Raw genomic sequence first — 24,436 nt, 5'->3', positions numbered from 1 at the left:
ACAACCCGGCGAAGGGATCGTCACCGATGACCTACACCGGTGGCCCGTCCCGGCCGGTGGATGTGCGCTTCCCAGCCGCGCGGCAGCTCGCCGTGGTGGCTGTCGTCGGGGTCGTCGCCGGCTGCGCCTTCGCGTTCGTGCTACCGCTGCCACTCGCCGCGCTGGCCGGCTGGGACGTGGGCGCGCTGAGCTGGCTCGTGCTGGTCTGGCACAAGATCTGGCCGATGGACGCCGAGCGGACCGCCCAACTGGCCGTCCACGAGGACCCGAACCGGGCGATCCGGGACGCCCTGCTCCTCGTCGCCTGCCTGGCCAGCCTGCTGGCCGTGGGGTTGGTCGTGGCCAGCGCCCAGAGCGCACCACCCGGGCTGACCCGGGAGCTGCACAGCAGCCTGGGCGTGCTCAGCGTGGTGCTCTCCTGGTTCGTGGTGCACACCGTGTTCGCCGCCCGGTACGCCCGGATCTACTACACCGGCCCGGACGGCGGGGTGAACTTCAACCAGCCCGAACCGCCCCGCTACTCCGACTTCGCGTACGTCGCGTTCACCATCGGGACGACGTTCCAGATCTCCGACACCAACCTGACCAGCAACGAGATGCGTCGTACGGTGTTGCGGCACTCGATGGTGTCGTACCTGTTCGGCGCGTTCATCATCGCGGTGACCGTGAACCTGCTGGCGGGCCTGGCCAAGTGAAGCCTGGCGGGGCAACCACGCTGGCCCCGGAGAGCAACACGGGGCGGAGTCGATCGAAGGGCCGGGACAGGCGGGCGCCCTGGTCACGAACCGCGACCCAGGGCGCCACGCAAGCCTGCCCAGGCGGTGAACCGCATCCGAACCGGTCGCGGTCACCAGGCGGTGGAGGCCCGCCCGAACCGAGCGGCCAGCACTGCCGGGACCAACCATACGACAGAACATCCTCCGTTTGGTCAGAAATTGAGGAAATGTGGGCCAGGGCACGTCGGCGAGGTGTGGGGCGTCAGCCGTGCAGGCCGCCGGTGCGGTCGCGGGCCTTCAGTCGGGTGGTCGGCAACGCGGGCGCCGGCAGCGGCGGCGCCGAATCGTCGGCAACCACACCGAAGCGTCCGTCGCCGGCCATCCAGTCCTCCCGGGCGGCGGCGATCTCCTCGTGCGACCGGCCGACGAAGTTCCACCACATCACCAACGGCTCCTCGAACGGCGTACCGCCCAGCAGCAGCAACCGGGCACCCGCCCCGCCCCGCACGGTCAGCTCCCGGCGGCCCGAGCCCAGATACAGCAGCGCCCCCGGCTCGAACCCGACCCCGGCCGCCTCCGCGGACCCGGACATCGCCAGCACGGCGTACTCGAAATCGGGCCGCAACGACATCGTCGCCGGCGCCCCGCCGCCCAACTCCATCTGCACCCCGACCAGTGGGGTGTGCACCACCGCCGGCGACCGCTCCCCGGCGAACTCGCCCACCAGCAGGGTGACGTCCACGTCGCCGTCCCGCCAGCGCGGCAGGTCGGCGTGGTGTGCGAAGTCGGCGGACCCGGCCCGCGCCGGGTCCGGCAGCGCCACCCAGAGCTGCACGCCGTGCATCACCGGCGGGTGGGTGGCCGGCGAACGCTCCGAGTGGGCGATGCCGTTGCCGGAGGTCATCACGTTCAGTTGGCCAGGCACGATCGGCTGCACGTTGCCGAGGCTGTCCCGGTGCAGAATCTCACCGTCGAGCAGCCAGGTCACCGTCTGCAACCCGGTGTGCGGGTGCGGTGGCACCTCCATGCCGGGGCGCTGCGCCACGTCGTCCGGCCCGAAATGGTCCACGAAACACCACGCGCCAACCATCCGGCGGGCCCGCTGCGGAAGCAGCCGCCGCACCGTGGTGTACCGACCCAACGGCACGTCGTGGCCGGGCAACAACACACTGCCGGGATCGACGTCGGCCACGCCAGGCGGTCGGGTCTGCGCCAGCATCGATTCAGTACGCTCCACCGCCCGACTGTACGCGCACACCCACCCGCGACCCCGGCGCTTCCACGCAGCAGAAAGACCGCTGGCCGGCACCCCGGGTAGCGGGTGCCGGCCAGCGGTGGTGATTGTGGTGCGGTGGTGCTCGTCGTGCGGTGCTACGGCGGGTCAGCTGTTCCAGTACTGGCCGACCAGGTCGGCGGCCTGCTGCTCCCACTGGGCGTAGGCGTCCGGGTAAGCCGAGACCTGCACGGTCTGCGCGGCGTCGGTCAACGCCATGTCCTGCCACCCGTCGACCTGCTTGAGACCCTTGAGGAACGCCGTCGTCGAGTACTCCGGGTCGGTGATCTGCTCCGGGGTACCCCAACCACTGGACGGGCGCTGCTGGAACAGGCCCAGCGAGTCGTGGTCGTTCATGTCACCCAGGTGGCCCAGGTTCTCCAGCTTCGACTCCTGCAGGGACGTCGCGATCGAGATGACCGCGGCCCGCTCGGGCAGGCCGGCCTTCTTCGTCGCGGCGATGATCGCCTTGACGTTGCCAGTCTGCTCGTCGTTCAAGGTGATGTGCGACTGGTCGCCCTGGGTACCGTGCGGGATCAGCTTGCTGACGTCGGGCTTGTCGGCCTGCACGGCCACCGCGACGGGCCTGGCGTCGACCGGGTTGGCCACGTGCGCGATCGGACCGGCGAACACACCGCCGACGAACGCGAGACCAGCAACAGACAGCACGCTCTTACGCATGATCGTGTTCATGGGGGTAGCTCCTTCGGGGGTAAGGACACCCGCACACGTACGACGGGTGTGAGCACCTCGTCCGGCGCTGCATGTTCAAGGGGGAAAGTCTTCGGGGTCGGCGATCTCACGGGCGGGGCTCGTGGCGCCGGGACCATGTGTAACGACCCCGGCCCGGCCATCATTCCGGCCCCCGGGTGCGCCCCGACTCATCGCGAATCGCCACAAAGCCGGCATAACGGTCAAGCGGTCCACCCCGACATCGAGGAAACCGTCGCGATCAGGGGCGGTCTCGGGCTGGCAGGCGGGAGCGCACCTTTGCGGCGCAGGCGTCCAGGGCCGCCTGTGCGTCCAGTCCCAGGCTCTCGATGGCCACCAACGCGGTGAAGGCAACGTCGGCCAACTCCGCCGCGACGTCCTCGCGGGTGTGGGTGACGCCTTTGCGCGGGTTCTGCCCGAGCAGACCGATCCAGGCGGCCGAGGCCTCCCCCGCCTCCTCGGTGAGCTTGAGGATGCGGCAGGTCAGTTCCGTCTGCCCGGTGCCGTTCGCCGCGTCCAGCCAGCCGCGCGACGCTCGGGCCGCCTCCCAGATCGACTCGTCCACGGCTGTCAGTCAACCCGATCGGCCCACCGGGCCGAACGTCCGGGTGGTGGTGGACAGCCTGTTGACCGGCTGATCAGCGTACCCATTGACACTCGTCGACGGCAGTTCTAGGTTCAGGACGCTACCGGCCGGTAGGCATCCGTCCCGCTGGTCGCCCCCGGGCGACATCCGTCCGATGGGGAGCATCGATGCTGTCCACACCCGTTCGTGCCCTGCGCCGGCTCCTCGCCGCCACCGTGCCGATGACCCTCGCGCTCGGTCTGCTCGGCGCCGCGCCGGCCACCGCCACCGACCGCGACGCGAGCGGCGGTGAGCCACTACCCGGCTACACCATCGAGAATCCCCCGGTGGCCCCGCTGGTCGTGGGCGGCAGGCCGACGACGGTACGACAGGGCGTGCACCGGCACGCCGGGTACATCATCGAGGTCCCCGCCCGGTGGAACGGCGACCTGGTGTTGTGGGCGCATGGTTACCGCGGCCAGGGCACGGTGCTCTCACCGGAACCGCCAGGGTTCGGGCTTCGCCAGCGCCTCCTGGAGCAGGGGTACGCCTGGGCGTCATCGTCGTACGACCGGAACGGCTTCCACATCCGCTCCGGGGTCTCGGGTACGAAGGATCTCGCCGACCACTTCGCGCGGACGGTCCGCCAGCCGCAGCACACCTACATCGCCGGGGTGTCGATGGGCGGGTACGTCATCGGGCGTTCGCTGGAGCAGTACCCCGGCTTCTACGACGGCGGGTTGCCGATGTGCGGGGTGCTCGGCGATCAGACGCTGTTGGACTTCTACCTGGACTACAACCTGGTGGCGCAGGCGCTCGCCGGGGTGCCGGCCCATCCCACGCCGGCTGACTACCTGACGAACGCGGTGCCCCGCATCCAGGTGGCGCTCGGCCTGGCCGGGCTGACCCCCACCGGGCCGGACACCACCACGGACCGGGGCAGGCAACTGCGGGCGATCACGGTGAACCGTTCCGGCGGGCCTCGCCCGGGTGCGGACGCCGCGTTCGCGCTCTGGAAGGACTTCCTCTTCTCGATAAGCGTGCCCACCGGGACCGGCGACTCCCCCGCGCAGCGACCCGGCCAGCTCTCCACCAACCTGCTCACCCGCTACGCCCCGAACAGCCCGGTCAACGTCAACGCGACGGTGCAGCGGGTCGCCCCGGAGAACGTCTGGCAGCGGCTCCTGCCGACGCTGACCGAGGTGCCGCAGATCGCCGGCCGTCCGAGTGCGCCGGTGCTCAGTCTGCACGGTCTCGGTGACCTGTTCGTACCGTTCAGCATGGAGCAGGCGTACGCCACAGATGTGGCGCGGCACGGTCGCAGCAGGTCGGTGGTGCAGCGGGCGATCAGAACGACGCAGCACTGCGAGTTCACCGCGGCCGAGGCCGGCGCCGCCTGGGACGACCTGGTGTCCTGGGTACGCGCCGGCAGGCGCCCGGCCGGCGACACCGTGACCGACCCGGCGGTGGTGGCCCGACCCGACTACGGCTGCCGGTTCAGCGACCGGGACGCGTACGCGGCCGGGGTCGGCACTCGCCGCCTCTACCCGGCCTGCTGAGAGCACGACGACGCCGGCCGGCCCCGAAGCGGGACCGGCCGGCGCCGGGTCGTGCGGGTGTCACCAGAGCTGCTGGACGATGTCCGCCGCCTGCTCCTCCCACTGCGCGTACGCGTACGGGAAGGCGGAGACCTGCACGGTCTGCGCGGCGGCGGTCAGCGGCAGGTCCTGCCAGCCGCCGACGTTCTTGAGTGCGCTGAAGAACGCCGTGGCGGCGTACTCCGGGTCGGTGATCTGGTCGGGCGTGCCCCAACCGGACGACGGACGCTGTTGGAACAGGCCCTGCGAGTCGTGGTCGTTGTACGCGCCGAGGTGGCCGAGGTTGTACAGCTTCGACTCCTGCAACGAGGTGGCGACGCCGATCACCGCACCCCGGTCCCCGACGCCGGTCTTCTTGGCGGCGTCGACGATGGCCCGGGCGTTGGCCAACTGCGCGTCGTCGAGGGGTACGCGCGACTGGGCGCCCTCGATGCCGTGCGGGATCAGCTGGGCGCGGCTCGGCTTGCCCGCCGGCGGCTTGCCGGTGGCGGAGCCGGTGGTGAGACCCGACTCGACTGGCTGTTCGTCCGGGTTCGCCGAGGTGGCGGCCTTGCCGGTAGCGAGGTCGATGGCGGCGACGGCGCCCTGATGCGGTCCGGAGGTGACCGGGGCGGCGGTTGCGGTCGGCGCGAGCGCCAGACCGCCGAGGGCGGCCACACCCGCCACACTCAGCGCGGTCTTGCGGTACGAGTCCTTAGCGATGGCGGGGAGCCATCGAGTGAAGTCGGCCTTCACGATGGTTGCCCTTTCGATCGTGCGGAGCGCTCCGGGGTGAACGCGCCTCGGGAGGTGACCGCGGAAAGGGTTTGAGCTCCGGCGGTACGGGGGACATAACCGGGTTCACGTGTCGGGCATTCCGGAAATGCCGGAGGGGCGGCCGGGTGCGGTCCCGATCACGGCGCACCTTCGGACATCGCGGCTCTCGGCGGAGCAGACGGTGCGGGCCGTGACGGAGGGTGTTTTCGGCGCGGGGGTCAATCGGCGAGCGACAAGCCTTTGCTCTGCTTACCTATACGCGCCAGGTACGGACCGTGACGATGCGAAGGAACACCCCTGGCCGGCGGAAAGCGCCCATCCGCAGCTCAGGAGACATGGTGCGGATAGGTAAGCAGAGCAAAGGAAACGTGTGAGGTTGATGGGGGTCGGGACGGGGCGGTTTGTCATCACTGTCGGTCAGAGCCCGCAAGAAGCACGGTGCGTGCGGTTACCGCGCCGCGCGCAGCCGCGAAGCTGCCCACTCAGCCGTCGCCGTCACGTCCAGGCTCGGCGACGTGCGTCCCGGCCTGCTCATCGGGCCTGACGAGTTCCTCAAAGATGGTGATGTGCAGGCCGGCGGGAGCGTCGAGGCGGGCGTTGAGCGACTGCCACGGCGTGCGGGTCGGCGGCGCGACCTCGCTCGCCCCGGCAGCCACCAGGCGGGCGGTCGTCGCCTCCGCGTCGTCCACCTCGAAGGCCACCCGCAGGCGCGGCGCGACCTGCCGACCCACCTCGACCTCGTCGATCAGGCGTTTCTGTGCCGGATTGGCGATCTCCAGGGTGGCGCGGCCGGCGTCCAGGATCACCACCTGGGCGTCCCCCTCGCTGGTGAACGCCGCCTCCTGCGGCAGGCCCAGCGCGTCGCGGAAGAACGCTACGGCGGCCTCGTGGTCGGCGGCCTCCACCACGAGACGCAGCTGACGGACGACTGGCCTGGGCGGGTCGGCGGTCATGAGCGCGATCCTAGCGCCGCCGCGGGTCGGGTCAGTGGCCCCGCGCCAGCCACTCCTGCAGGTGCGGGGCCTCCGCGCCGATCGTCGTGTCGTCGCCGTGGCCGGTGTGCACGACCGTCTCCGCCGCAAGGGTCAGCAGGCGGGTACGGATCGACTTGACGATGGTGTCGAAGTCGCTGTACGAGCGGCCCGTCGCGCCCGGCCCACCGGCGAAGAGCGTGTCGCCGGTGAAGACCGCACCCAGCTCCGGTGCGTGGAAACTGCATGCGCCGGGGCTGTGCCCGGGGGTGTGCAGCACCCGCAGCGTGGTGCCTGCCACCTCGATGACCTGCCCGTCGTGCAGCTCACCGTGGGGTGGCAGGTGCGGGTGGACCATGTCCCAGAGAACCCGGTCAGCGGCGTGCAGCAGCACCGGCGCGCCGGTGGCCTCGGCCAACTCGGGGGCCACCCGCACGTGATCGTCGTGGGCGTGGGTGGCCAGGATCGCCCGGACCCGCCGGTCGCCCACCAGGGCGCGGATCGCCGCCACGTCGTGCGGCGCGTCAAGGACGACGCACTCGCGGTCGTCACCGATCACCCAGACGTTGTTGTCCACGTCGAACGTCTGCCCGTCGAGGGAGAACGTGCCCGAGGTGACCGCCCGGTCCACGCGGGCGGTCATCAGAACACCACCACCGAGCGGAGCACGTCGCCGTGGTGCATCCGCTCGAACGCGGTCTCGACCTGGTCGAGCGCGATCTCCTCGGTGACGAACGCGTCGAGGTCGAGCCGCCCCTGCAGGTACAGCTCGGTGAGCATCGGGAAGTCCCGGCTGGGCAGGCAGTCGCCGTACCAACTGGACTTGAGGGCACCGCCGCGACCGAAGACGTCCAACAGCGGCAACTCGATCTGCATCTGCGGGGTCGGTACGCCGACAAGCACCACGGTGCCGGCCAGGTCGCGGGCGTAGAACGCCTGCTTCCACGTCTCCGGGCGGCCCACCGCGTCGATCACCACGTCGGCGCCGAAGCCGCCGGTGGCGGCACGGATCGCCTCGACCGGGTCGGTCTCGGAGGCGTTCACGGTGTGCGTGGCGCCGAACGTGCGGGCCCAGTCGAGCTTACGACCGTCGGTGTCCACCGCGACGATCGTGGTGGCGCCGGCGAGGACCGCACCGGCGATCGCCGCGTCCCCGACGCCGCCGCAGCCGATCACCGCGACCGAGTCGCCCCGGGTGACGTTTCCGGTGTTCATCGCCGCGCCCAGCCCGGCCATCACCCCACAGCCGAGCAGACCCACGGCGGCGGGCCGGGCCGCCGGGTCCACCTTGGTGCACTGCCCGGCGTGCACGAGCGTCTTCTCGGCGAACGCGCCGATGCCCAGCGCCGGGGCGAGTTCGGTGCCGTCGGTGAGGGTCATCCGCTGCTTCGCGTTGTGGGTGTTGAAGCAGTACCAGGGCCGGCCCCGACGACAGGCGCGGCACACCCCGCAGACCGCCCGCCAGTTGAGCACCACGAAATCGCCCGGGGCGACGTCGGTGACGCCCTCACCGACCTGCTCGACGATGCCCGCCGCCTCGTGCCCGAGCAGGAACGGGTACTCGTCGTTGATGCCGCCCTCGCGGTAGTGCAGGTCGGTGTGGCAGACACCGCACGACTGGATCCGGACGATCGCCTCACCGGGCCCGGGATCGGGCACCTCGATGGTGGTGACCTCGACCGGCGCTCCCTTGCTGCGGGAGATGACTCCCCGGACTTCCTGGCTCACTTCGCCTCCTGCTGGTGGTCTGGGCCCCGGGCGAACCTACCGCGACGACCACGGCCAGCCCAGCCGGCCCGGCGGGTTATCGCGGGCGGTCCGGGGTACGCGGGCCGCATTCGACAACGGCCAACGGGAGTGACAATGAAACTCGCGCACCTGCCGCTGCGGCTCAGCATCGGCGCGTACTTCCTGAACTCGGGGCTGGGCAAGCGCAACCTGGAGGGCGTCGCCGCGGAGGGCATGCACGGGATGGCGGTCGCCGCCATGCCGCAGCTGGGCCAGTTCGAGCCGGCGCGTTTCGCGAAGCTGCTGTCGTACTCGGAGATCGCCCTGGGGGCCGCGCTGATCGCGCCGTTCGTCCCGGCGCCGCTGGTCGGGCTCGGCCTGACCGCGTTCGGGACGGGCCTGGTGCAGCTGTACCTGAAGACGCCGGGGATGCGGGAACCCGGCAGCGTCCGGCCGACCCAGAACGGCGCGGGGCTCGCCAAGGACGTCTGGCTGGTCGGCGCGGGGCTGACCCTCGTCCTGGAGGGGCTGACCCACGGGCGTCGGCGACGCGGCTGAGCCCGGCCTGAGGACCTCAGGTGACCGTCTCCCGTTCGGTGCGGCCGTTCTACCGGCCGATGCGACCTCGTCGCCGCGACGAGCCGCACCGTGTGGCCACCCCACTGGAACTCTTCTTCGACCTGTGTTTCGTGGTGGCGGTCGCCCAGGCGGCGAGCAGTCTGCACCACGACGTCGCCGAGGGTCACCTCCGACACGCGGTGGTCAGCTACCTGATGGTGTTCTTCGCGATCTGGTGGTCGTGGGTGAACTTCACCTGGTTCGCCTCCGCGTACGACACCGACGACGACGTCTACCGCATCACCACGTTGGTGCAGATCAGCGGAGCGCTGATCCTCGCGGCCGGGGTGCCGCGGGCGTTCACCGACGGCGACTTCGCCGTCATCACCTACGGGTACGTGGTGATGCGGCTGGCCGCCGTCGTGCAGTGGAGCCGCGCGGCGGCCGGCGATCCCGCACACCGCCCGGCGGCGCGCCGCTACGCGATCGGCGTGAGCGTGGTGCAGCTCGGCTGGCTGCTGCGGCTGCTGCTGCCCGCCGAGTGGGCCCCGGCGGCGTTCCTGCTGTTGGTGCTGGCCGAACTGCTGGTGCCGGCGGTGGCCGAACGTCCCGGGATGACCCCCTGGCATCCCCGACACATCACCGAACGGTACGGGCTGTTCACCCTCATCGTGCTCGGTGAGACGGTCCTGGCCATCTCGATGGCGATCCAGACCGGGCTCGACGCCGGAGAACACCGGCTGTGGTCGCTCGCGGCGGCCGGCGCGGTCATCGTGTTCGCGCTCTGGTGGCTCTACTTCGACCGGCCGATCGAGGCACCCGACCGGCTGCCGTACTCCCTGATCTGGGGTTATGGCCACTATCTGGTGTTCGGGGCGATCGCGGCGGTCGGTGCCGGTCTGGGCGCGACGGTGGACGTCGAACGGCACCTCGCGCACATCTCCGAGGTCACCGCCGGGTACGCGGTGGCCATCCCGATCGCGGTCTTCCTGCTCACGGTGTGGGTGCTGCACGTACGCCCGTGCCAGCACGGCGTGGTGGTCGTCGCCTTTCCGGTCGTCGCGCTGCTGGCGCTGCTCGTGCCACTCGGCCCGACCCCGGTGTACGTGCTCGCGGCGCTGCTCGTCGCTCTGGTGACGGTGACCGTGCTGGTGCGCCGCCGCGACGTCGGACGCCGCGCCGCGGTTACCGGCCCGGCCTGAGCACGGTCACGCCACCTCGCGGGCCACACCCCGGTTCAGGCCGGTGACCAGGAGCCTGTTGTACGAGGCCGGCATGATCCGGGCCAGCAGGTCGGGCAGCTTCGCCGACCAGCCGATCAACACGCGGCCACGACGCCGTTCGACGCCGCGCAGGATCACCTCGGCGGCCCGCTCCGGCGCGATGGTCAGCAGCTTCTCGAACTGCGCCCGCCCGGCCGCGTACTCGTCGTGCGGGACGCCGCTGCCGATCCGGGCGTTCTCGGTGATCCGGGTGCGGATGCCGCCGGGGTGCACCGAGGTGACCCCGATGCCGTCGTCGACCAGCTCGTGGCGCAGCGCTTCGGTGAAGCCGCGCACGGCGAACTTGCTCGCCGCGTAGGCGGTCTGCCCGGCGGGCGCGATCAGCCCGAACAGGCTGGAGATGTTGACCAGGTGCGCCCCCGGCTCGGCGCGGAGGGCGGGCAGCAGCGCGTGGGTCAACTGCACCACCGCGCGGAAGTTGACGTCGATGACCCAGCTGAACTCGTCGAACGTCACCTGGTCGAACCGGCCGCCGAGGCCCACCCCGGCGTTGTTGACGAGCAGGCGGACCCGGGGGTGCCGCTGGCTGATCTCCGCGACCACCTGGGCGGTGGCGGTCTGGTCGGCGAGGTCCACGAGGTACGTGGCGAGCTGGCGGTCCGGGTGGTCGGCGCGGATCGCGGCGGTGACCGCGTCCAACCGCTCGGCGTCGCGGTCGAGCAGGACAAGGTCGCTGCCGCGGCGGGCCAGCGCGTGGGCCAGCGCCGCGCCGATGCCGCTTGCCGCCCCGGTGACGACGGCGGTCGCGCCGGCGAAGTCGAACCTCTGCACGCTCCTGCTCCTCTGCTGACGGGTCACCGACGCTCGGACGCGACGGGACGCGGGGGGCTGTGGGGGGCGGTCACCTCGCCGGCGCGGGAGAACCGCACCCCCTCGTCGGTCAGCCGGCCGTGCCGCATCAGCAACACGTCGCGGGCGTAGTTCTGGTGCAACCGCCAGGGCGCTGTCGCACCCTGCTTCGGCAGCGTGTCGACGGCGCGCAGCACGTAGCCGGCGCGCAGGTCGATCAGCGGCACCCGCTCGGCGTCGGGCGGTGGGAGTGGGGTCACCACCTGCTGGCCGGTGCGGTCCAGGTGCCGCAGCAGTCGGCAGACGTAGCCGGCGACCAGGTCGGCCTTGAGCGTCCACGACGCGTTGGTGTAGCCGAGGGTCATGGCGAAGTTCGGCACGCCGGAGAGCATCATGCCCTTGTAGGCGACGGTGCTCGGCAGGTCCACGTCGACGCCGTCCACATGCAGTGTCAGACCGCCGAGGGCGAGCAGGTTGAGCCCGGTCGCGGTGACCACGATGTCGGCGGGCAGCTCCCCGCCGGAGGCCAACCGGACACCGCGCGCGGTGAACGTGTCGATGGTGTCGGTGACCACCGACGCGGTGCCGTCGCGCACGGCAGTGAACAGGTCGCCGTCGGGGGCCACGCAGAGCCGCTGGTCCCAGGGGTCGTAGCGGGGTGAGAAATGCCTGTCGACGTCGTACCCCATCGGGAGCCGGCGCCGCGCGGCCCGGCGCAGCACCCGCCGCACCAGGCCGGGCGCACGCCGGCTGAGCTGGAAGGTGACGGTGGACAGCAGCACGTTCTTGGCGCGCACCACCGGATACGCGACCTTCGCCGGCAGCCAGCGCCGCGCCGCGTCGGCCAGCCGGTCGCGGGCCGACAGCGCCAGGATGTACGACGGTGAGCGCTGGAGCATGGTCACGTGCGCGGCCCGGCGCGCCATCGCCGGCACCAGGGTCACCGCGGTGGCCCCGCTGCCGAGCACCACGACCCGTTTGCCGGTGTGGTCGAGGTCGTCGGGCCAGTGCTGCGGGTGCACCAACCGCCCGGCGTACGCGTCGATGCCGGGCAGGGGTGGGGTGTGACCCTCGTCGTAGCGGTAGTAACCGGCGCAGGCGAAGAGGAACGAGCAGGTCAGCACCACGGTTTCGGCGGTGTCGGTGCGCTGGGCGTGTACCGTCCAGCGGGCGGTGTCGCTGTCCCACTCGGCGCGCAGCACCCGGTGCCGGAAGCGGATGTGCCGTGGCACGTCGTACTCCCGGGCGGTCTCCCGCACGTACTCCCGGATGGTGCTGCCGTCGGCGATGGCCTTCGGCGCGGTCCACGGCTTGAACGAGTAGCCGAGGGTGAACATGTCCGAGTCGGAGCGGATGCCCGGGTAGCGGAACAGGTCCCAGGTGCCGCCGATGGCGTCGCGTGCCTCCAGCACCGCGTACGTCTTGTCGGGGCAGTCACGACGCAGGTGGCAGGCGGCGCCGATGCCGGACAGGCCGGCGCCGACGATCAGCACGTCGACGTGGTCGGAGGCCATCGGGTTCCTCCATCCGGGGCGGTGGTCGGACCCTAGCACCGCACCCCGGACGGCCGGCAGTGCGCTAGAGCGACCGGGTGAAGGTCATGATCCAGTTGGTCTCCCAGGTCTGCTCGCCGTCGACCGAGAACGCCTGCTCCCAGCGGGCGGTGGTCGCGCTGATGTCGGACCAGATGAACCGGCACCGGACCGCGCGGCCCTCGTGCTGGTCGTCGGCGTAGAAGCGGCCGACCCCGTCGACGAAGCGGCCCACCATCGGCGGCTGCCCCAGCACCCCGTCGACGCTGCTCACCCAGTAGATCGACCACTCCTCGCGGGCCGGGTCGAAGATCCGGACCGTGGCGCCGGCGGAGCCCTTGGTCGGGAACGTGATCTCGTCGAAGTGACCGCCGCCGGCGAAGAAGCCGTGCGCCACCGACACGCCCGGGAACTCCTCCCACTCGTCAGAGCCGACCAGCCGCTTGCGCAGCCGCCGGTTCACGACGTTCCAGGTGCCCACGAAGAAGTCGAAGTCGCCCATCAGCGGCCCACCGGCCCTTCCGCTCGAAATGCCATGCCGGGACGGTACGGGCGGTCCCCTGACAACTAGTGTCAGTGGAGTGCGGGCTTCTCGACTTCTCTCCCTCCTGTTGCTGCTCCAGTCGCACGGGCGGATGACCGCCGCGCAGCTCGCCGAGCGGTTGACCGTCTCCCCCCGCACCATCTACCGGGACGTCGAGTCGCTGCACGCCGCCGGCATCCCGCTCTACGGAGAGGCCGGGCACGCCGGCGGCTACCAGCTCGTCGACGGCTGGCGAACCCGCCTCACCGGGCTGACCGCCGAGGAGGCCGACCGACTGTTCCTCGCCGGGCTGCCCGGCCCCGCCGACGAGTTGGGCTACGGCGACGTGGTGGCGGCCCTGCAACTCAAGCTGCACGCCGCGCTCCCCGCGCCGCTGCGTGACCGGGCGACCCGACTGCAACAACGCTTCCACCTGGACACTGCCGGGTGGTACGCCGACGGCGACGCCTCCCCCGAGCTGGCCAGCACGGCCGAGGCGGTGTGGCGGCAGCACCGCGTCGAGGTGCGTTACCGCGGCTGGAACGGCGAGGTGACCCGCGTTCTGGAGCCGTACGGACTGGTGCTCAAGGGCGGCCGTTGGTATGTGGTGGCCGACCAGCCCGGCCGGGGCGCGCCGGCGACCTACCGGGTCAACCAGATCCTCGCGCTGACCCCGTTGGCGCAGGAGTTCGACCGACCCGCCGACTTCGACCTGCCTTCCTGGTGGCGGTCACACGTGGTGCGGTTCCGGGCGCGGCTGCACCGCGACGAGGCGCACGTCCGGCTCTCCCCCGCCGGGCGGGAGCGGCTGCGCGAGATCGGCGGCGATCCGGTGGTGACCGCGATGGACGCCAGCGCCGGGCCGCCGGACGCACGGGGTTGGGTGACCGCGGTGCTGCCGATCGAGTCGCTCACCCACGCCCACGGTGAGCTGCTGCGCCTCGGCGCCGACGTGGAGGTGCTGGCCCCGACGGCGCTGCGCGAACGGCTGGCCGCCACGGCGGCCGCGCTCGCCGCGCTCTACTCCCCCGCCTGAACAGCCGCCGACCCTCTCCACTGTGGAAGGGTCGGGGGCGTCGGGTGTCGGCACGGTGTGCCACCCTGGGACGGTCATCGATGGTCACCGGAGGTGAGGGTCACGTTACGGCTCCGCGCGCTTGTCGCCGTCCCCGGCACCGGGCCGGTGACCCTGGACGTTCCCGCCGGCACGCTCGCCGCCCTGGTGGCGCCGCCCCGGTTCGGCACCGCGGTCGCCCGGGTGCTGGCCGGGCTGGCCCCGCCGGTGACCGGGCGCGTCTTCGTCGGCGACCGGGACGTCACCGGCCTGCCGCCGCCCCGCCGGCAGATCGGCTACGTGCCGGCCGGTGGCGCGCTGCTGCCGCAGCTCACCGTGCAGCGCAACATCGAGTACGGCCAGCGCAAACGCGAACGGGTGCACGAGGTGGCCAACGAGTGGACGGCCACCGTGGTCGACCGGCTCGAACTGGTCTTCTCCCTCTCCCTGCTGCCGCACCAGATCTCCGCCGCCCAGCGGTTCCGGGTGGCGCTCGCCCGGGCGGCGGCCTGCCTGCCCGAGGTGCTGGTGGTCGACCTGCCGACCGGTTCGGCCGGCAGCCGCCTCGGTGACCTGATGCCCCGGCTCTCGCCACCGGACGCCCCCGGGGTGGCCGTGCTGGTCTGCACCGCCGACCCGGGCACCCTGACCGAGATACCGGTGCGGCACGAGCTGGTCACCGAATCGAGCGAGGCCCCCCGGTGACGCCGCCCGCCCGCGTGCGTCGTCGTACGCTGCTGCGCGCCGCCGCCGCCGGCGCCACCGCGCTGGCCGCCGGCTGCTCCGGCGGGGCCCGGTCGGTGCAGGTCGCGGTGGTCTGGAGCACCAGCGAGCTGGACCGGTTCCGCGAGGTCGTCGCCGGCTACCCCGGCCGCGTGCAGGTGGTCAGCGCCGGCAACGACATCGACGCGTTCCTGCGCGCCCGACACCTCGCCGGCACCAGCCCGGACGTGGCGATCCTGCCGCGCCCCGGCCTGGTCACCGAGTACGCCCAGCGCGGGTGGTTGAGCCCGGTGCGCGGGTCCACCGAGTACGCCGTGCCCGCCGGGCTGAGCGAGTTGCTGACGGTCAAGGGGCGGCGCTTCGGCGTCTGGGTCAAGGCCGCGCACAAGTCGCTGGTCTGGTACCTGCCCTCGATGCTGCCGGTGCCGCCGGCCGACTGGGACGCGCTGGTCCGGCGTACCCAGGAACTCGGCGCGCTCGCCCGGCGCGACGGCGGGCCGGCGCCCCTGGCCATCGGGGCCGCGGACGGCTGGGTGCTCACCGACTGGTTCGAGAACGTCCTGGCCGACGTGGCACCGGAGAGCTACCACACCCTGGCCCGTCCGGGCGCCGACTGGCAGGGCGGCGCGGTGCGCGAGGCACTGGACCGGCTCGCCGGGCTGTGGAGCATCGGCGGGGCGTTCGTCGGCGGTGGCCGTCGCGCCCTGCTCACCCAGTACGAGGAGTCGGTCATCCAGGTGGTGCACACGAAGCGGGCGGTGATGCTCGTCGGCGCCGACTTCACCGCCGACGTCGCCGACCCGTTCCAACGCGGCCCGGAGGCACCTGTCACGTTCCGGTTCCCGGGCACCCGGCCGGGCGGCGGCCCGCTGATCGTCGGTGGGGACGCGGCCGTGGCGTTCGCCGACGCCCGGGGCGGGGTCGAGCTTGTCGAGTGGCTCACCAGGGCCGACTCGTTCCAGCCGTGGCTACGCGCCGGCGGCTACCTGTCGCCGAACACCAACGTCGCGATCGGCAGTTACCGGGACCGCGTCGGCCAGCGTCTCGCCGAGGAGATGCGGGCACCCGGCACCCTTCGTTTCGATCTCTCCGACCAGTTGCCCGGCGCGTTCACCGGCTCGGACGGGGTCGGCATCTGGCGGATCATGCAGGGTTTCTTCGCCGACGTCACCGACGGGGTCCGCGCCAGCGAGGCGATCCGCCGCGCCACCGGTCTGCTCGCCGCGGCGGCCCGCAGCACGGGGGGCGGCCGATGAGTCAGGTACGGGTCCTCGGTGAGCTGGCGGTCCTCGACGACGTCGGGCCGGCCCGACGCGGTCGGGCGTACCCGGCGGCGGGGGCGACGTCGGCCCTGCTGCTGCCGGCGGCGGTGCTCCTCGGCGGGCTGGTGCTGTGGCCGGTGCTGCGGACCATGCACGCGAGCGTCACCACCGACGGCCGCTGGGTCGGCGCGGAACACTTCCGCACCGCGCTCGCCGCCCCGGGCACCGGCGCGGTGGTCGGCCGGACGGTCCTCTGGGCCCTGCTGGTGCCGGCGGTGGTGACGGCGCTCGGTTATCTGCTCGCCGCCGCGTCCCGCCGCTCCCAGGAGGGCGGCCTGGTCCGGTTGATCCTCCTGGTGCCGGTGGCGTTGCCGCTCGTGGTCACGGGGGTCACCTTCCGGCTGATGTACGACCCGGACCCGAGCCGAGGGCTGGCCACCCTGGTCGCGACCCGACTGACCGGCCGCTCGGTGGAGGACGCGCCGCAGATACTCGGCCCGGGGATGGTCACCGTCGCGTTGATGTCGGCGTTCGTCTGGGCGTGGGTCGGGTTGGCGGTGCTGGTGTTCCGCTCCGCGCTGGACGCGGTGCCGCCGAGTCTCGCCGACGCGGTCCGCGCCTACGGCGGTAAGCGTCGCCACGTGCTGTGGGACGCGCAGTGGCGGCCCCTGCTGCTGCGCACCACCGCGGTCGTCTTCGCGTTGGTGGCGGTCGGCACCAGCCGCACGTTCGACCTCATCCTGGTGATGACCCCCGGCTCGGTCCGCGATGAGGCCTCCGTGCTCGCGCTGCGGATCTGGCAGACGTCCGGGGGCACCACCACCGGCGACGGGGCGGCACTCGGCGTGGTGTGGCTGGTCGCGGTGATCGGCGGGATCATGGTGGCCGCGCTCTTCGTCCGGCAGGCCTGGCCTCCGCCGCGCGTCGAGGCGGCACCGGTGCCCACGCCGGTCGCCCCGCCCCGGCGGGTGTTCCGGCTGCTCGCCGCGGGCGCCGCGCTCGCCTGGCTGGTGCCGCTCGTGGTGCTGGTCGCCACGTCGGCGCACGGCAGGGTGGACGCCGCCGCGCGCGGTTGGTGGTCCGCGCCACCACGTGCTGACTCCTACCGCGACCTGGTCACCGGCACCGAGCTGTGGCGCACGCTCGGCTTCACCCTGCTGCTGGCGACCGCGGTGACCGCCACGGTGCTTGTGGTCGCGTTGCTGGCCGCGTACCCGCTGGCGTGGTTGACCGGGCCGGCCGCGCAGGCCACCGGGCTGCTGCTGCTGGCCGGAAGTGTGGTGCCGATCCAGGTCATCGCCGGGCCGGTCAACGAGGTGCTGGGTCTGGTGCTCTCCTCCGGCACAGCGCAGGGCCTGGCCCTGGTACACATCGCGCTGGGGGTGCCGTTCGCGGTGCTGGTGCTGCGCAACGCGTTCGCCGACCTGCCGGTGGAGCAGGTCCGCGACGCCCGGCTGGGCGGCCGTCGATGGTGGCACACCCTGCGCCGGTTGGCCCGGCACAACCTGTCCGCGGTGGTGGCGGTCTCGGTGCTGGAGTTCGTGCAGGTCTGGAACGACCTGGTGGTGGGGCGGCTGTTCAGCGCGTCGGGGTCCTCGCCGCTCGGGCCGTTCCTGGCCGAGCAGACCCGCAGCTTCGTGAGCAACAGCGGCGCGCTGGCCGCCAGCTCGGTGCTCGCCTCGGTGCTGCCGGTCGTCCTCGTGGTCCTCTCCCGGCGGCACCTGGTCGCCGGGCTCGTCTCCGGGGGCGTGCGGTGACCGCGCCGGGTGGCGGGCGTCGCAACCCACGCTGGGCGCTGGTCGGGCTCGGCGGGCTGCTCAGCGCCGTCATCGTCAAGCTGGGCGGCAACCTGGCCGGCAACCTTCTCTCCGAGCTGGCGGCCGATCTACTCGGGCCGGTGACCATCGTCCTGGCCGTCGTCGGTGGCGTCGGCGCCGTCGTCGGCTTCCTGCTGGACCGCCGCCGGGCGAACCAGGAGGTCGGCCCCGAGCCGACGGAGGTGCTCAGCATCCCGGCCACCGGGGCGCCCACCCTGCCGTACACGGCCGAGTTCACCGGGCGCGCCGAGCACGTCGACGCGGTGGTCGGGTTGCTGGCACGCGAGCACGCGGTGGCGGTCCTGGGCCGACGCGCGGTGGGCACCTCGGCGATCGCGGTGCAGGCCGCGAACCGTTGCCGGGAGGACTTCCCGGACGGGCAGTACTACCTGGACCTACGGCGGCGGGGTCGCCCCCGCTCGGCCCGGCAGGTGCTCACCGCGCTGGCCCGGATCCTGGGCACCTCCCCGCCGACCTCCGGCCGTCCGGACGCGCTCGCCGTCGCCGCCGACGCGCTTCGCGGCCACCTCGACGGTCGCAAGATCCTGCTGGTGTTGGACAACGTCGACCGTCCCGACCAGGTCCGGCCCCTGTTGCCGCCGACGGCACGTACCTGCCGCCTGTTGCTGGCCGGTGGTCCGGCTCTCGTCGGCCTGGAGGGCGTGGTCGCGCACTGGGTCGCCGAACCGGGCACGTCCGAGGCGGTGGAGCTGTTCGCGACGGCGGGCGGGGCCGCGCCCGCCGCCCGGGTGCGACGCGCCGACCCGCGTACCGACCCGGCGGTGCGCGACATCGTCGACCTGTGCGGGCGGCAGCCGCGTATCGTCCGTGCGCTCGGTTACCGCAGCGCGCAGCACGGCTCGCGGCACTCGGACGTGCTGGACGTGCTGCGTCGGGCGGTGCAGACGCCACCGCACCAGCGGCTCCCCGTCTCGCCGGCGGTCCGGCTGGTCACCGAACGGGACATCGCCTACCGGGTGTTGCCCCGCCAGGCCCGACGGTTGTACCGGCTGATGTCGCTGGTTCCCGCCCCGGTGGACCGACCCACCATCGCCGCGCTGGCCGGGCGGCACCCCGAGCTGGTGACCGCACTGCTCGACAGGTTGGCCGCCGCGGCGTTCGTGGTGGGCGCGCCAGGCGACCGGTACGAGGTCCGCCCCCTGCTGGCCGGCATTGCCCGACTGCACCTGCGCGACGCCGATCCGGCCCGGGCCCGGGTCGCCGCGCAGGCCCGGCTGACCCGGCACCTGGCCCGCCGGGCCGAACGGCACGCGGCCAACCTCGCGGTGCTCGGCTCCGCGCCCGACCGGGAGTGGTCGCTGCCGCTCGACGACGACCCGTACGGCTGGTTCGACCTGCACCAGGACCTGCTGCTGGCGGTGGTGCGGGTGCCGGCCGGCGCGAACGAGACGCTGCCCCGCCGGGTGCGCCGGTGGTGGTTCCGGCTGGCCGTGGCGCTGTGCGGGTGGCTGGCGTACGCCGAGCGCCTCGACGAGTGGGAGCAGGTCTGCCTGACCGTGCTGGCCACCCCGACCGCCGACGACAGCCCGGAGATCGCCGGGTGGGCGCACAACGAGCTGGGTGTGCTGCGCCGCCGCCGGCACGACCCGCAGGGGGCGGTGATGGCGCTCGCCTCCGCGGTCAACCAGCGGGGCCGGCGGGGCAACGCCCAGGCGCGGATGAACCTCGGCCTGGCCCTGCTCGACCTCGGGCAGCTCGACGACGCGGTGGAGCACCTGGAGATGTCCCGCCGGCACCGCTCGGGTGCCGACCGCGCCGGGCAGGCCCTCACCGACCTCGGCCTGGGTGCGGCGCAGCTGGCCCGGGGCGAACCGGACACCGCGCACCATCACCTGGTGCGGGCGGCAAACACGTTCCGGTCGGTGGGTGACGCGCGCGGGTACGCGGCGGCGCTGACCAACCTGGTGCTCGTACACGCGGCCCTCGGCGAGCACCTGGACGCCGCCCAGGCGTGGCGGGCCGCACTGCGCGAGTACGAGTCGGTGAACGACCCCACCAGCCGGGCGACAGCACTGCTCAACGCCGGTGCGACGCTGCTGAGCAGCAGCCCGGGGCAGGCGCGGACGGCGTACGAGTTGCTCGCCGAGAGCCGCCGGCTGCGTGCGGAGACCCGGCCGACGGCGGGGCTGGCGCGGACCCTGCTCTACCTGGGCGACGCGTGCGCCGCGCTCGGCGACGAGGCCGACGCGCGGCAGCACTGGGCGGACGCGGCGGTGGTGGCCGAGGAGGTCGCCGACGCCCAGGGGTTGGCCGCCGCCGACGCCCGACTCGGGGACGAGGCCGACAGTCGGGTGACGTAGGTCGCTCGGGTTGGTCGGTGGCGGGGCTCTGAGAGACTCTGTGGTCGTGGACGCGCTCGCGGTACGGGGACTCAGTCGCAACTTCGGCAACCTGGTCGTGCTCGACGAGGTGAGCTTCACACTCCCGGCAGGCCGGATCGCGGTGGTGCTGGGCCCCAACGGCAGTGGCAAGACCACCCTGCTGCGCTGCGTCGTCGGCGCGGACCGCCCGGACTCGGGTGAGGTGCTGGTGCAGGGCCGCCGGGCCGACGAGACCAACCCGCAGGTGCGGGCGCTGGTCGCCGCCGCCCTGGATGACATCGACTTCTTCCCCGACCTGTCGGTGGTCGAGCACCTGGAGCTTGTCGCGTACGCCCACGGGGGTGACGCCGAGCCGGTCGAGGAGGTCCTCGCCGAGCTGGGTCTGGAGCCGGCCCGCGACCAGTTGCCGGTGACGTTGTCCAGTGGACAGCGTCGCCGGTTGGCCCTGGCGTCCTGTTTCGTCCGACCTCGCCGGGTGCTGATCCTCGACGAGCCGGAGCAGCGCCTCGACGTGCGCGGGCGGCAGTGGCTCGCCGACCGGCTGCTGCGCGAGCGGGCGGCGGGCACGGCAGTGCTGCTGGCCTCGCACGACCCGGAGTTGATCGACGCGGTGGTCGACGAGCGCATCGAGATCGGCAAGTGAGCGCCCCACCGGCCACCATCGCCGCAGCGCCCACCGGGGTGCCCACCGCCAGGCAACTACGGACGCACCTGCGCCGGGCCCGCAGCCGGCACCACGACCACTCGCTCAGCGACGTGCTCGGCGACGCGTACGTCATCGTGCTGTTCACCGGCATGTACGGCTGGTTCGCGATCAGCGCGAGCCGCGACCTGCTGGACTCCCCCACGGTGGGCCAGGCCGAGCCGGGCGTGCGCTGGTGGCTGGTGGTCGCCGCGCTGCTGGCCGGGGCGGGGCTCGCGTGGCGGGGCCTGCGCGCGCTCGGCCCGCTGCTCGTCACCCCGGCGACGCAGAGCTGGGCGACGAGCGCGCCGATCGACAGGCGGGCCTGGCTGGCACCGCGCTTCGTCCTGTTGCTGCTGGGCTCGGCGGTCGGCACCGCGGCGCTCGCAGTGGCCGTGGCGGCGCTCGGTGGGGTCGGCGACCCGGCCGCCCTCGGCTGGGCGGCGGCAGCCGGAGCGGGGTGGGGTGCGGCCGCGCTGGCGCTCAGCGTCGTCGCCCAGAGCAGTCGGTCGGGGCGACGCTGGCCGACACTTGTCGGGGCGGTGCCGATGGTGGCCGCAGCCGTGATCACCGCCCTGGTGGTGCTCGTCGGCAACCTCGGCGACGGGCTGCCCCGGCCGGCGGCGACGCCGACCGTCGCGTTGTTCTTCCTCGCCGTGCCGCTCGTTGGCCTGGGCACCGTCTTCGCGGTCCGCGCGCTGCCCCGGGTCGACCGGGCCACCCTGACCACCGGCGCGCAGTTCGCGAACGCCGCCGCCACGGCCACCATCCTGCTGGACCCGAGCCTGCTCGCCGGCCTGGTGGAGAGCCGCCGCTGGCGTCGGCTCGGCAAGGTGCGCAGCCGTCGGTTCCGGTCCGGCCCCGGCTGGTGGGCGCTGTTGCAGGCCGACGTGCGGCGGTTGCGCCGACACCCGAGCGCGGTGCTGGTCTGGGCGGTGCTGGTCGGGGTGCAGTACGCTGCCGCGCTCGCCCTGCCCGGGTTGGCCGGGGCCACGCAGGTGGTGTTCGCGTACCTCGCCGCCAACCGGTTGACCGGCGGCCTGCGGGCGGTCAGCCGCTCCCCCGGTCTGCGCCGGGCGTTGGGCGGCAGCGACAACCTGCTGCGCGGGATCCACGTGGTGGTGCCGGCCGTCGGCGCGGGCCTGTGGTGGCTGTCGACCCTGCCGAGCGTGGAGCCGGGGCCGGCCTGGTTGGCGCCGACGCTGGCGCTCGGGGTGGTCGCCGCCGCGTTCCGGGCCGGCACCCGCCCGCCGATCGACTACGGCGGCGCGACGGTCAACACGCCGTTCGGGATGATCCCGGTCGACCTGCTGCGGCAGGGCTCACGCGGGCCGGCGCTGCTCGCCGTGCTGGTCCTCGTCCAACTGTTCCTGGGCTGACCCGGGCCGCTCGGCCGGCCGTGGGTCGGCACTGCCCGAGCGCGGCGGCGACGGCGGCGACGCCGGCCTCGATCTCGGTGGGTGTCCGGGCCGCGTAGCCGAGCACGAGGCCCGGCCGGTAGGGCCGCTGGCAGTGCCAGGACAGCGGCTGCACCTTCACCCCGCGCGCCAGCGTCGCCGCCGCCAGGTCGGTGTCGACCACGGTGTCGTCCAGCGTGATCATCAGGTGCAGGCCGGCGGCGGCGCCGTGCACCGTCGCCGACGGCACCGCGCGGGCGAGCGCGGCGATCATCGCGTCCCGGCGGCGGATGTGTCGCCGGCGCAGCAATCTCAACTGTCGTTCGAAGGCGCCGGAGGTCATCAGCTCCGCCAGCACCAGTTGCGGCAGCACGGCGTTGCCCAGGTCGGCGTTGCGCTTGGCGGCCACCACGGCCTCGCGCAGTCGCGCCGGCACGAGCAGCCAGCCGACCCGCAGGGCTGGGGCGAGCAGTTTGGAGACGCTGCCGGCGTAGCAGACCTGCTCGGGCAGGAGTCCGCGCAGCGCCGGCACCGGGGGCCGGTCGTAGCGGTGCTCGGCGTCGTAGTCGTCCTCGATGACCAGACCGCCGGACCGCGCCCAGGCGACGAGTTGGCGGCGGCGATCGCCGTCGAGCACCACGCCGGTCGGGAACTGGTGGGCGGGGGTGAGCATGACCGCTGGTGCGCCGCTGGCGGTCAGCTCGTCGACCCGCAGCCCGGCGTCGTCGACGGCGATCGGCGGGGTGGCCATCCGCCAGTTGTTGAGGTGCTGCCGCACGCCGAACGAGCCCGGGTCCTCGACCGCGATCCGGTCGACGCCGGCGGCGGTGAGCGCCTGGGCGAGCAGCACGAGCGCCTGGGAGACGCCGGCCACGACGATCACCTCGGCGGGGTCGACGCTGATGCCGCGGTTGCGGGCCAGCCAGGCGGCGACGGCCTGTCGCAGCGTGGGCGTGCCACAGGGGTCTCCGTAGCCGAGGTCGGCCGCGGCGAGGCGGCGCAGCACGGTCCGTTCGGCGCGTAGCCAGTCCGCGCGGGGGAAGGCGGTCAGGTCGGGTAGGCCCGGCGTCAGGTCGATGGTGGCGGGCACGGCGCGTAGCGCCTCGAAGGTGTCGGTGTCCGGTGCCGGCGGAAAGGTCGCGACCGGTGCCGGCGCGGCGACCGGGGCGGGTGTGGGTGCGGCCGGCGCGGCGACGACCACCGTGCCGGCCCGGCCCCGACCGGCGACGTGCCCCTCCTCGGTCAGGCGCTGGTACGCCTCGGTGACCACGCCCCGGGAGACACCGAGGTCGGCGGCGAGCACCCGGGTCGGGGGCAGTCGGTCACCGACCGGCACCCGCCCCTCGGCGATGGCCTGCCGCAGCCGGTCGGTCAGCCAGTCGGCGCGCCCGCCGGGCGCCGCGTCGGTGATGCTCAGGTGCAGGAAGTCGGACCCCGCCGATATGGACCCATCAGATGCCGTCGGTTTGGCTCTGCCCATCGGACCATTGTGGCAGCAGAGTGGGCAGCAGCCCAGACCTGCCGACTCCGCCGGAGGACGATCGTGACCATCCCGTTCCTGATCACCACGCTGATCGTGGTGGTCACCCCCGGCACCGGGGTGCTCTTCACGCTCTCCGCCGGCCTGTCGCGGGGCGCTCGGGCCGGGGTGCTGGCCGCGTTCGCCTGCACGCTCGGCACGTTGCCGCACCTGCTGGCCGCGATGACCGGGCTGGCCGCGCTGATGCAGACAAGCGCCGTGGCGTTCGAGACCGTCCGCTACCTCGGCGTCGGCTACCTGCTCTACCTGGCCTGGTCCATCGCGCGGGATCGCGACGCCTTCGCGGTGACGCCCGACGCCCCACCCCGCCCGGCACTGCGGGTGATCGTCTCCGGGGTGCTCGTCAACCTGCTCAACCCCAAGCCGACGATGTTCTTCGTCGCGTTCCTGCCGCAGTTCGTGGACACCGCCGCACCGGCTGCGACCCGGGCGATGCTCGGCTGCGGTGCGGTGTTCATGCTGCTCACCTTCGTGGTGTTCAGCGGCTACGGCGTCTTCGCGGCCCGGGTGCGCGACCGGGTGCTGACCCGACCCCGGGTCACCGACTGGCTGCGGCGATCCGCCGCCGGCACGTTCGTCGCGCTCGGCGTGACCCTCGCCCTCACCGAACGATAGG

At 73.1% G+C, this 24,436-nt stretch carries 23 protein-coding genes; 12 read left to right on the top strand and 11 right to left on the bottom strand.

The window, feature by feature from the left end:
• Window positions 1-26: 26 nt before the first annotated feature.
• A complete protein-coding gene (locus AB0C15_RS12845; protein ID WP_357351356.1) occupies window positions 27-695 on the top strand; it encodes a DUF1345 domain-containing protein in 669 nt (222 codons plus the stop codon).
• Window positions 696-978: 283 nt separating this feature from the next.
• Here AB0C15_RS12845 and AB0C15_RS12840 read toward each other — a convergent pair whose 3' ends face one another.
• The 3 genes from AB0C15_RS12840 to AB0C15_RS12830 form a co-directional block, all read right to left on the bottom strand.
• Entirely contained in the window at window positions 979-1,953 is a 975-nt protein-coding gene (locus AB0C15_RS12840) for a pirin family protein (RefSeq protein ID WP_357351355.1), read from the bottom strand.
• 144 nt (window positions 1,954-2,097) lie between these two features.
• On the bottom strand, window positions 2,098-2,682 hold the full coding sequence (locus tag AB0C15_RS12835; protein WP_357351354.1) for a hypothetical protein: 585 nt from the start codon (window positions 2,680-2,682) through the stop codon (window positions 2,098-2,100).
• A 259-nt stretch (window positions 2,683-2,941) separates the two neighbouring features.
• Entirely contained in the window at window positions 2,942-3,265 is a 324-nt protein-coding gene (locus AB0C15_RS12830) for a MazG-like family protein (protein ID WP_357351353.1), read from the bottom strand.
• Between the two features lie 188 nt (window positions 3,266-3,453).
• On the opposite strand from AB0C15_RS12830, the gene AB0C15_RS12825 reads away from it, so the two are divergent.
• The gene (locus tag AB0C15_RS12825; protein ID WP_357351352.1) at window positions 3,454-4,824 is read left to right on the top strand and encodes a DUF6351 family protein; all 1,371 of its coding nucleotides are present in this window, start codon (window positions 3,454-3,456) and stop codon (window positions 4,822-4,824) included.
• A 60-nt stretch (window positions 4,825-4,884) separates the two neighbouring features.
• Here the strand turns inward: AB0C15_RS12825 and AB0C15_RS12820 are convergent, their stop codons facing one another.
• The 4 genes from AB0C15_RS12820 to AB0C15_RS12805 all read right to left on the bottom strand — a co-directional run bounded on the left by AB0C15_RS12820 (window position 4,885) and on the right by AB0C15_RS12805 (window position 8,318).
• A complete protein-coding gene (locus tag AB0C15_RS12820) occupies window positions 4,885-5,598 on the bottom strand; it encodes a hypothetical protein (RefSeq protein ID WP_357351351.1) in 714 nt (237 codons plus the stop codon).
• 503 nt (window positions 5,599-6,101) lie between these two features.
• Window positions 6,102-6,572, bottom strand: a complete 471-nt coding sequence (locus tag AB0C15_RS12815) for a VOC family protein (protein ID WP_357351350.1) — start codon at window positions 6,570-6,572, stop codon at window positions 6,102-6,104.
• A 31-nt stretch (window positions 6,573-6,603) separates the two neighbouring features.
• Complete coding sequence (locus AB0C15_RS12810; RefSeq protein ID WP_357351349.1) at window positions 6,604-7,233, bottom strand: MBL fold metallo-hydrolase; 630 nt, start codon at window positions 7,231-7,233, stop codon at window positions 6,604-6,606.
• Window positions 7,233-8,318 carry an S-(hydroxymethyl)mycothiol dehydrogenase gene (locus tag AB0C15_RS12805; RefSeq protein ID WP_357351348.1) on the bottom strand — a complete coding sequence of 362 codons (1,086 nt, stop codon included), beginning with the start codon at window positions 8,316-8,318 and terminating at the stop codon, window positions 7,233-7,235. Before AB0C15_RS12805 ends, AB0C15_RS12810 begins: the two co-directional genes overlap by 1 nt.
• A 135-nt stretch (window positions 8,319-8,453) precedes the next feature.
• On the opposite strand from AB0C15_RS12805, the gene AB0C15_RS12800 reads away from it, so the two are divergent.
• The gene (locus AB0C15_RS12800) at window positions 8,454-8,876 is read left to right on the top strand and encodes a hypothetical protein (RefSeq protein ID WP_357351347.1); all 423 of its coding nucleotides are present in this window, start codon (window positions 8,454-8,456) and stop codon (window positions 8,874-8,876) included.
• Window positions 8,877-8,896: 20 nt separating this feature from the next.
• Window positions 8,897-10,078 carry a low temperature requirement protein A gene (locus AB0C15_RS12795; RefSeq protein WP_357351346.1) on the top strand — a complete coding sequence of 394 codons (1,182 nt, stop codon included), beginning with the start codon at window positions 8,897-8,899 and terminating at the stop codon, window positions 10,076-10,078.
• A 6-nt stretch (window positions 10,079-10,084) separates the two neighbouring features.
• Here the strand turns inward: AB0C15_RS12795 and AB0C15_RS12790 are convergent, their stop codons facing one another.
• From AB0C15_RS12790 to AB0C15_RS12780, 3 genes are all read right to left on the bottom strand, one after another.
• Window positions 10,085-10,930 (bottom strand): SDR family NAD(P)-dependent oxidoreductase, encoded by an 846-nt coding sequence (locus AB0C15_RS12790; RefSeq protein ID WP_357351345.1) that lies wholly within the window; start codon window positions 10,928-10,930, stop codon window positions 10,085-10,087.
• Between the two features lie 23 nt (window positions 10,931-10,953).
• Entirely contained in the window at window positions 10,954-12,462 is a 1,509-nt protein-coding gene (locus tag AB0C15_RS12785; RefSeq protein ID WP_357351344.1) for an NAD(P)/FAD-dependent oxidoreductase, read from the bottom strand.
• 64 nt (window positions 12,463-12,526) lie between these two features.
• Window positions 12,527-12,982: a hypothetical protein gene (locus tag AB0C15_RS12780; protein WP_357351343.1), complete on the bottom strand. Its 456-nt coding sequence runs from the start codon at window positions 12,980-12,982 to the stop codon at window positions 12,527-12,529.
• Window positions 12,983-13,061: 79 nt separating this feature from the next.
• Here AB0C15_RS12780 and AB0C15_RS12775 point away from each other — a divergent pair, with 79 nt between their 5' ends.
• The 7 genes from AB0C15_RS12775 to AB0C15_RS12745 all read left to right on the top strand — a co-directional run bounded on the left by AB0C15_RS12775 (window position 13,062) and on the right by AB0C15_RS12745 (window position 22,262).
• Window positions 13,062-14,039, top strand: coding sequence for a WYL domain-containing protein (locus AB0C15_RS12775; RefSeq protein ID WP_357351342.1), 978 nt, complete (start codon window positions 13,062-13,064; stop codon window positions 14,037-14,039).
• Between the two features lie 93 nt (window positions 14,040-14,132).
• Entirely contained in the window at window positions 14,133-14,762 is a 630-nt protein-coding gene (locus AB0C15_RS12770; RefSeq protein ID WP_357351341.1) for an ATP-binding cassette domain-containing protein, read from the top strand.
• Entirely contained in the window at window positions 14,759-16,036 is a 1,278-nt protein-coding gene (locus AB0C15_RS12765; RefSeq protein WP_357351340.1) for an extracellular solute-binding protein, read from the top strand. Before AB0C15_RS12770 ends, AB0C15_RS12765 begins: the two co-directional genes overlap by 4 nt.
• Window positions 16,033-17,799 (top strand): ABC transporter permease subunit, encoded by a 1,767-nt coding sequence (locus tag AB0C15_RS12760; protein WP_357351339.1) that lies wholly within the window; start codon window positions 16,033-16,035, stop codon window positions 17,797-17,799. Before AB0C15_RS12765 ends, AB0C15_RS12760 begins: the two co-directional genes overlap by 4 nt.
• Window positions 17,796-20,180: a hypothetical protein gene (locus AB0C15_RS12755; RefSeq protein ID WP_357351338.1), complete on the top strand. Its 2,385-nt coding sequence runs from the start codon at window positions 17,796-17,798 to the stop codon at window positions 20,178-20,180. Before AB0C15_RS12760 ends, AB0C15_RS12755 begins: the two co-directional genes overlap by 4 nt.
• Before the next feature lie 46 nt (window positions 20,181-20,226).
• Window positions 20,227-20,844 carry an ABC transporter ATP-binding protein gene (locus AB0C15_RS12750; RefSeq protein ID WP_357351337.1) on the top strand — a complete coding sequence of 206 codons (618 nt, stop codon included), beginning with the start codon at window positions 20,227-20,229 and terminating at the stop codon, window positions 20,842-20,844.
• Complete coding sequence (locus AB0C15_RS12745; RefSeq protein ID WP_357351336.1) at window positions 20,841-22,262, top strand: DUF6297 family protein; 1,422 nt, start codon at window positions 20,841-20,843, stop codon at window positions 22,260-22,262. Before AB0C15_RS12750 ends, AB0C15_RS12745 begins: the two co-directional genes overlap by 4 nt.
• On the opposite strand, the gene AB0C15_RS12740 is transcribed toward AB0C15_RS12745, so the two are convergent.
• Window positions 22,159-23,760 carry a PLP-dependent aminotransferase family protein gene (locus tag AB0C15_RS12740; protein WP_357351335.1) on the bottom strand — a complete coding sequence of 534 codons (1,602 nt, stop codon included), beginning with the start codon at window positions 23,758-23,760 and terminating at the stop codon, window positions 22,159-22,161. The two genes, AB0C15_RS12745 and AB0C15_RS12740, sit on opposite strands and share 104 nt — an antisense overlap.
• A 63-nt stretch (window positions 23,761-23,823) precedes the next feature.
• Between AB0C15_RS12740 and AB0C15_RS12735 the strand changes: the two genes are divergently transcribed.
• Complete coding sequence (locus AB0C15_RS12735) at window positions 23,824-24,435, top strand: LysE family translocator (protein WP_357351334.1); 612 nt, start codon at window positions 23,824-23,826, stop codon at window positions 24,433-24,435.
• Window position 24,436: the final 1 nt, after the last annotated feature.

Source organism: Micromonospora sp. NPDC048835 (genome assembly GCF_040649995.1).
Taxonomy (GTDB): domain Bacteria; phylum Actinomycetota; class Actinomycetes; order Mycobacteriales; family Micromonosporaceae; genus Micromonospora.
The sequence above is the reverse complement of the archived record's forward strand: the minus strand, read 5'-3'. Positions and strand labels throughout refer to the sequence as shown.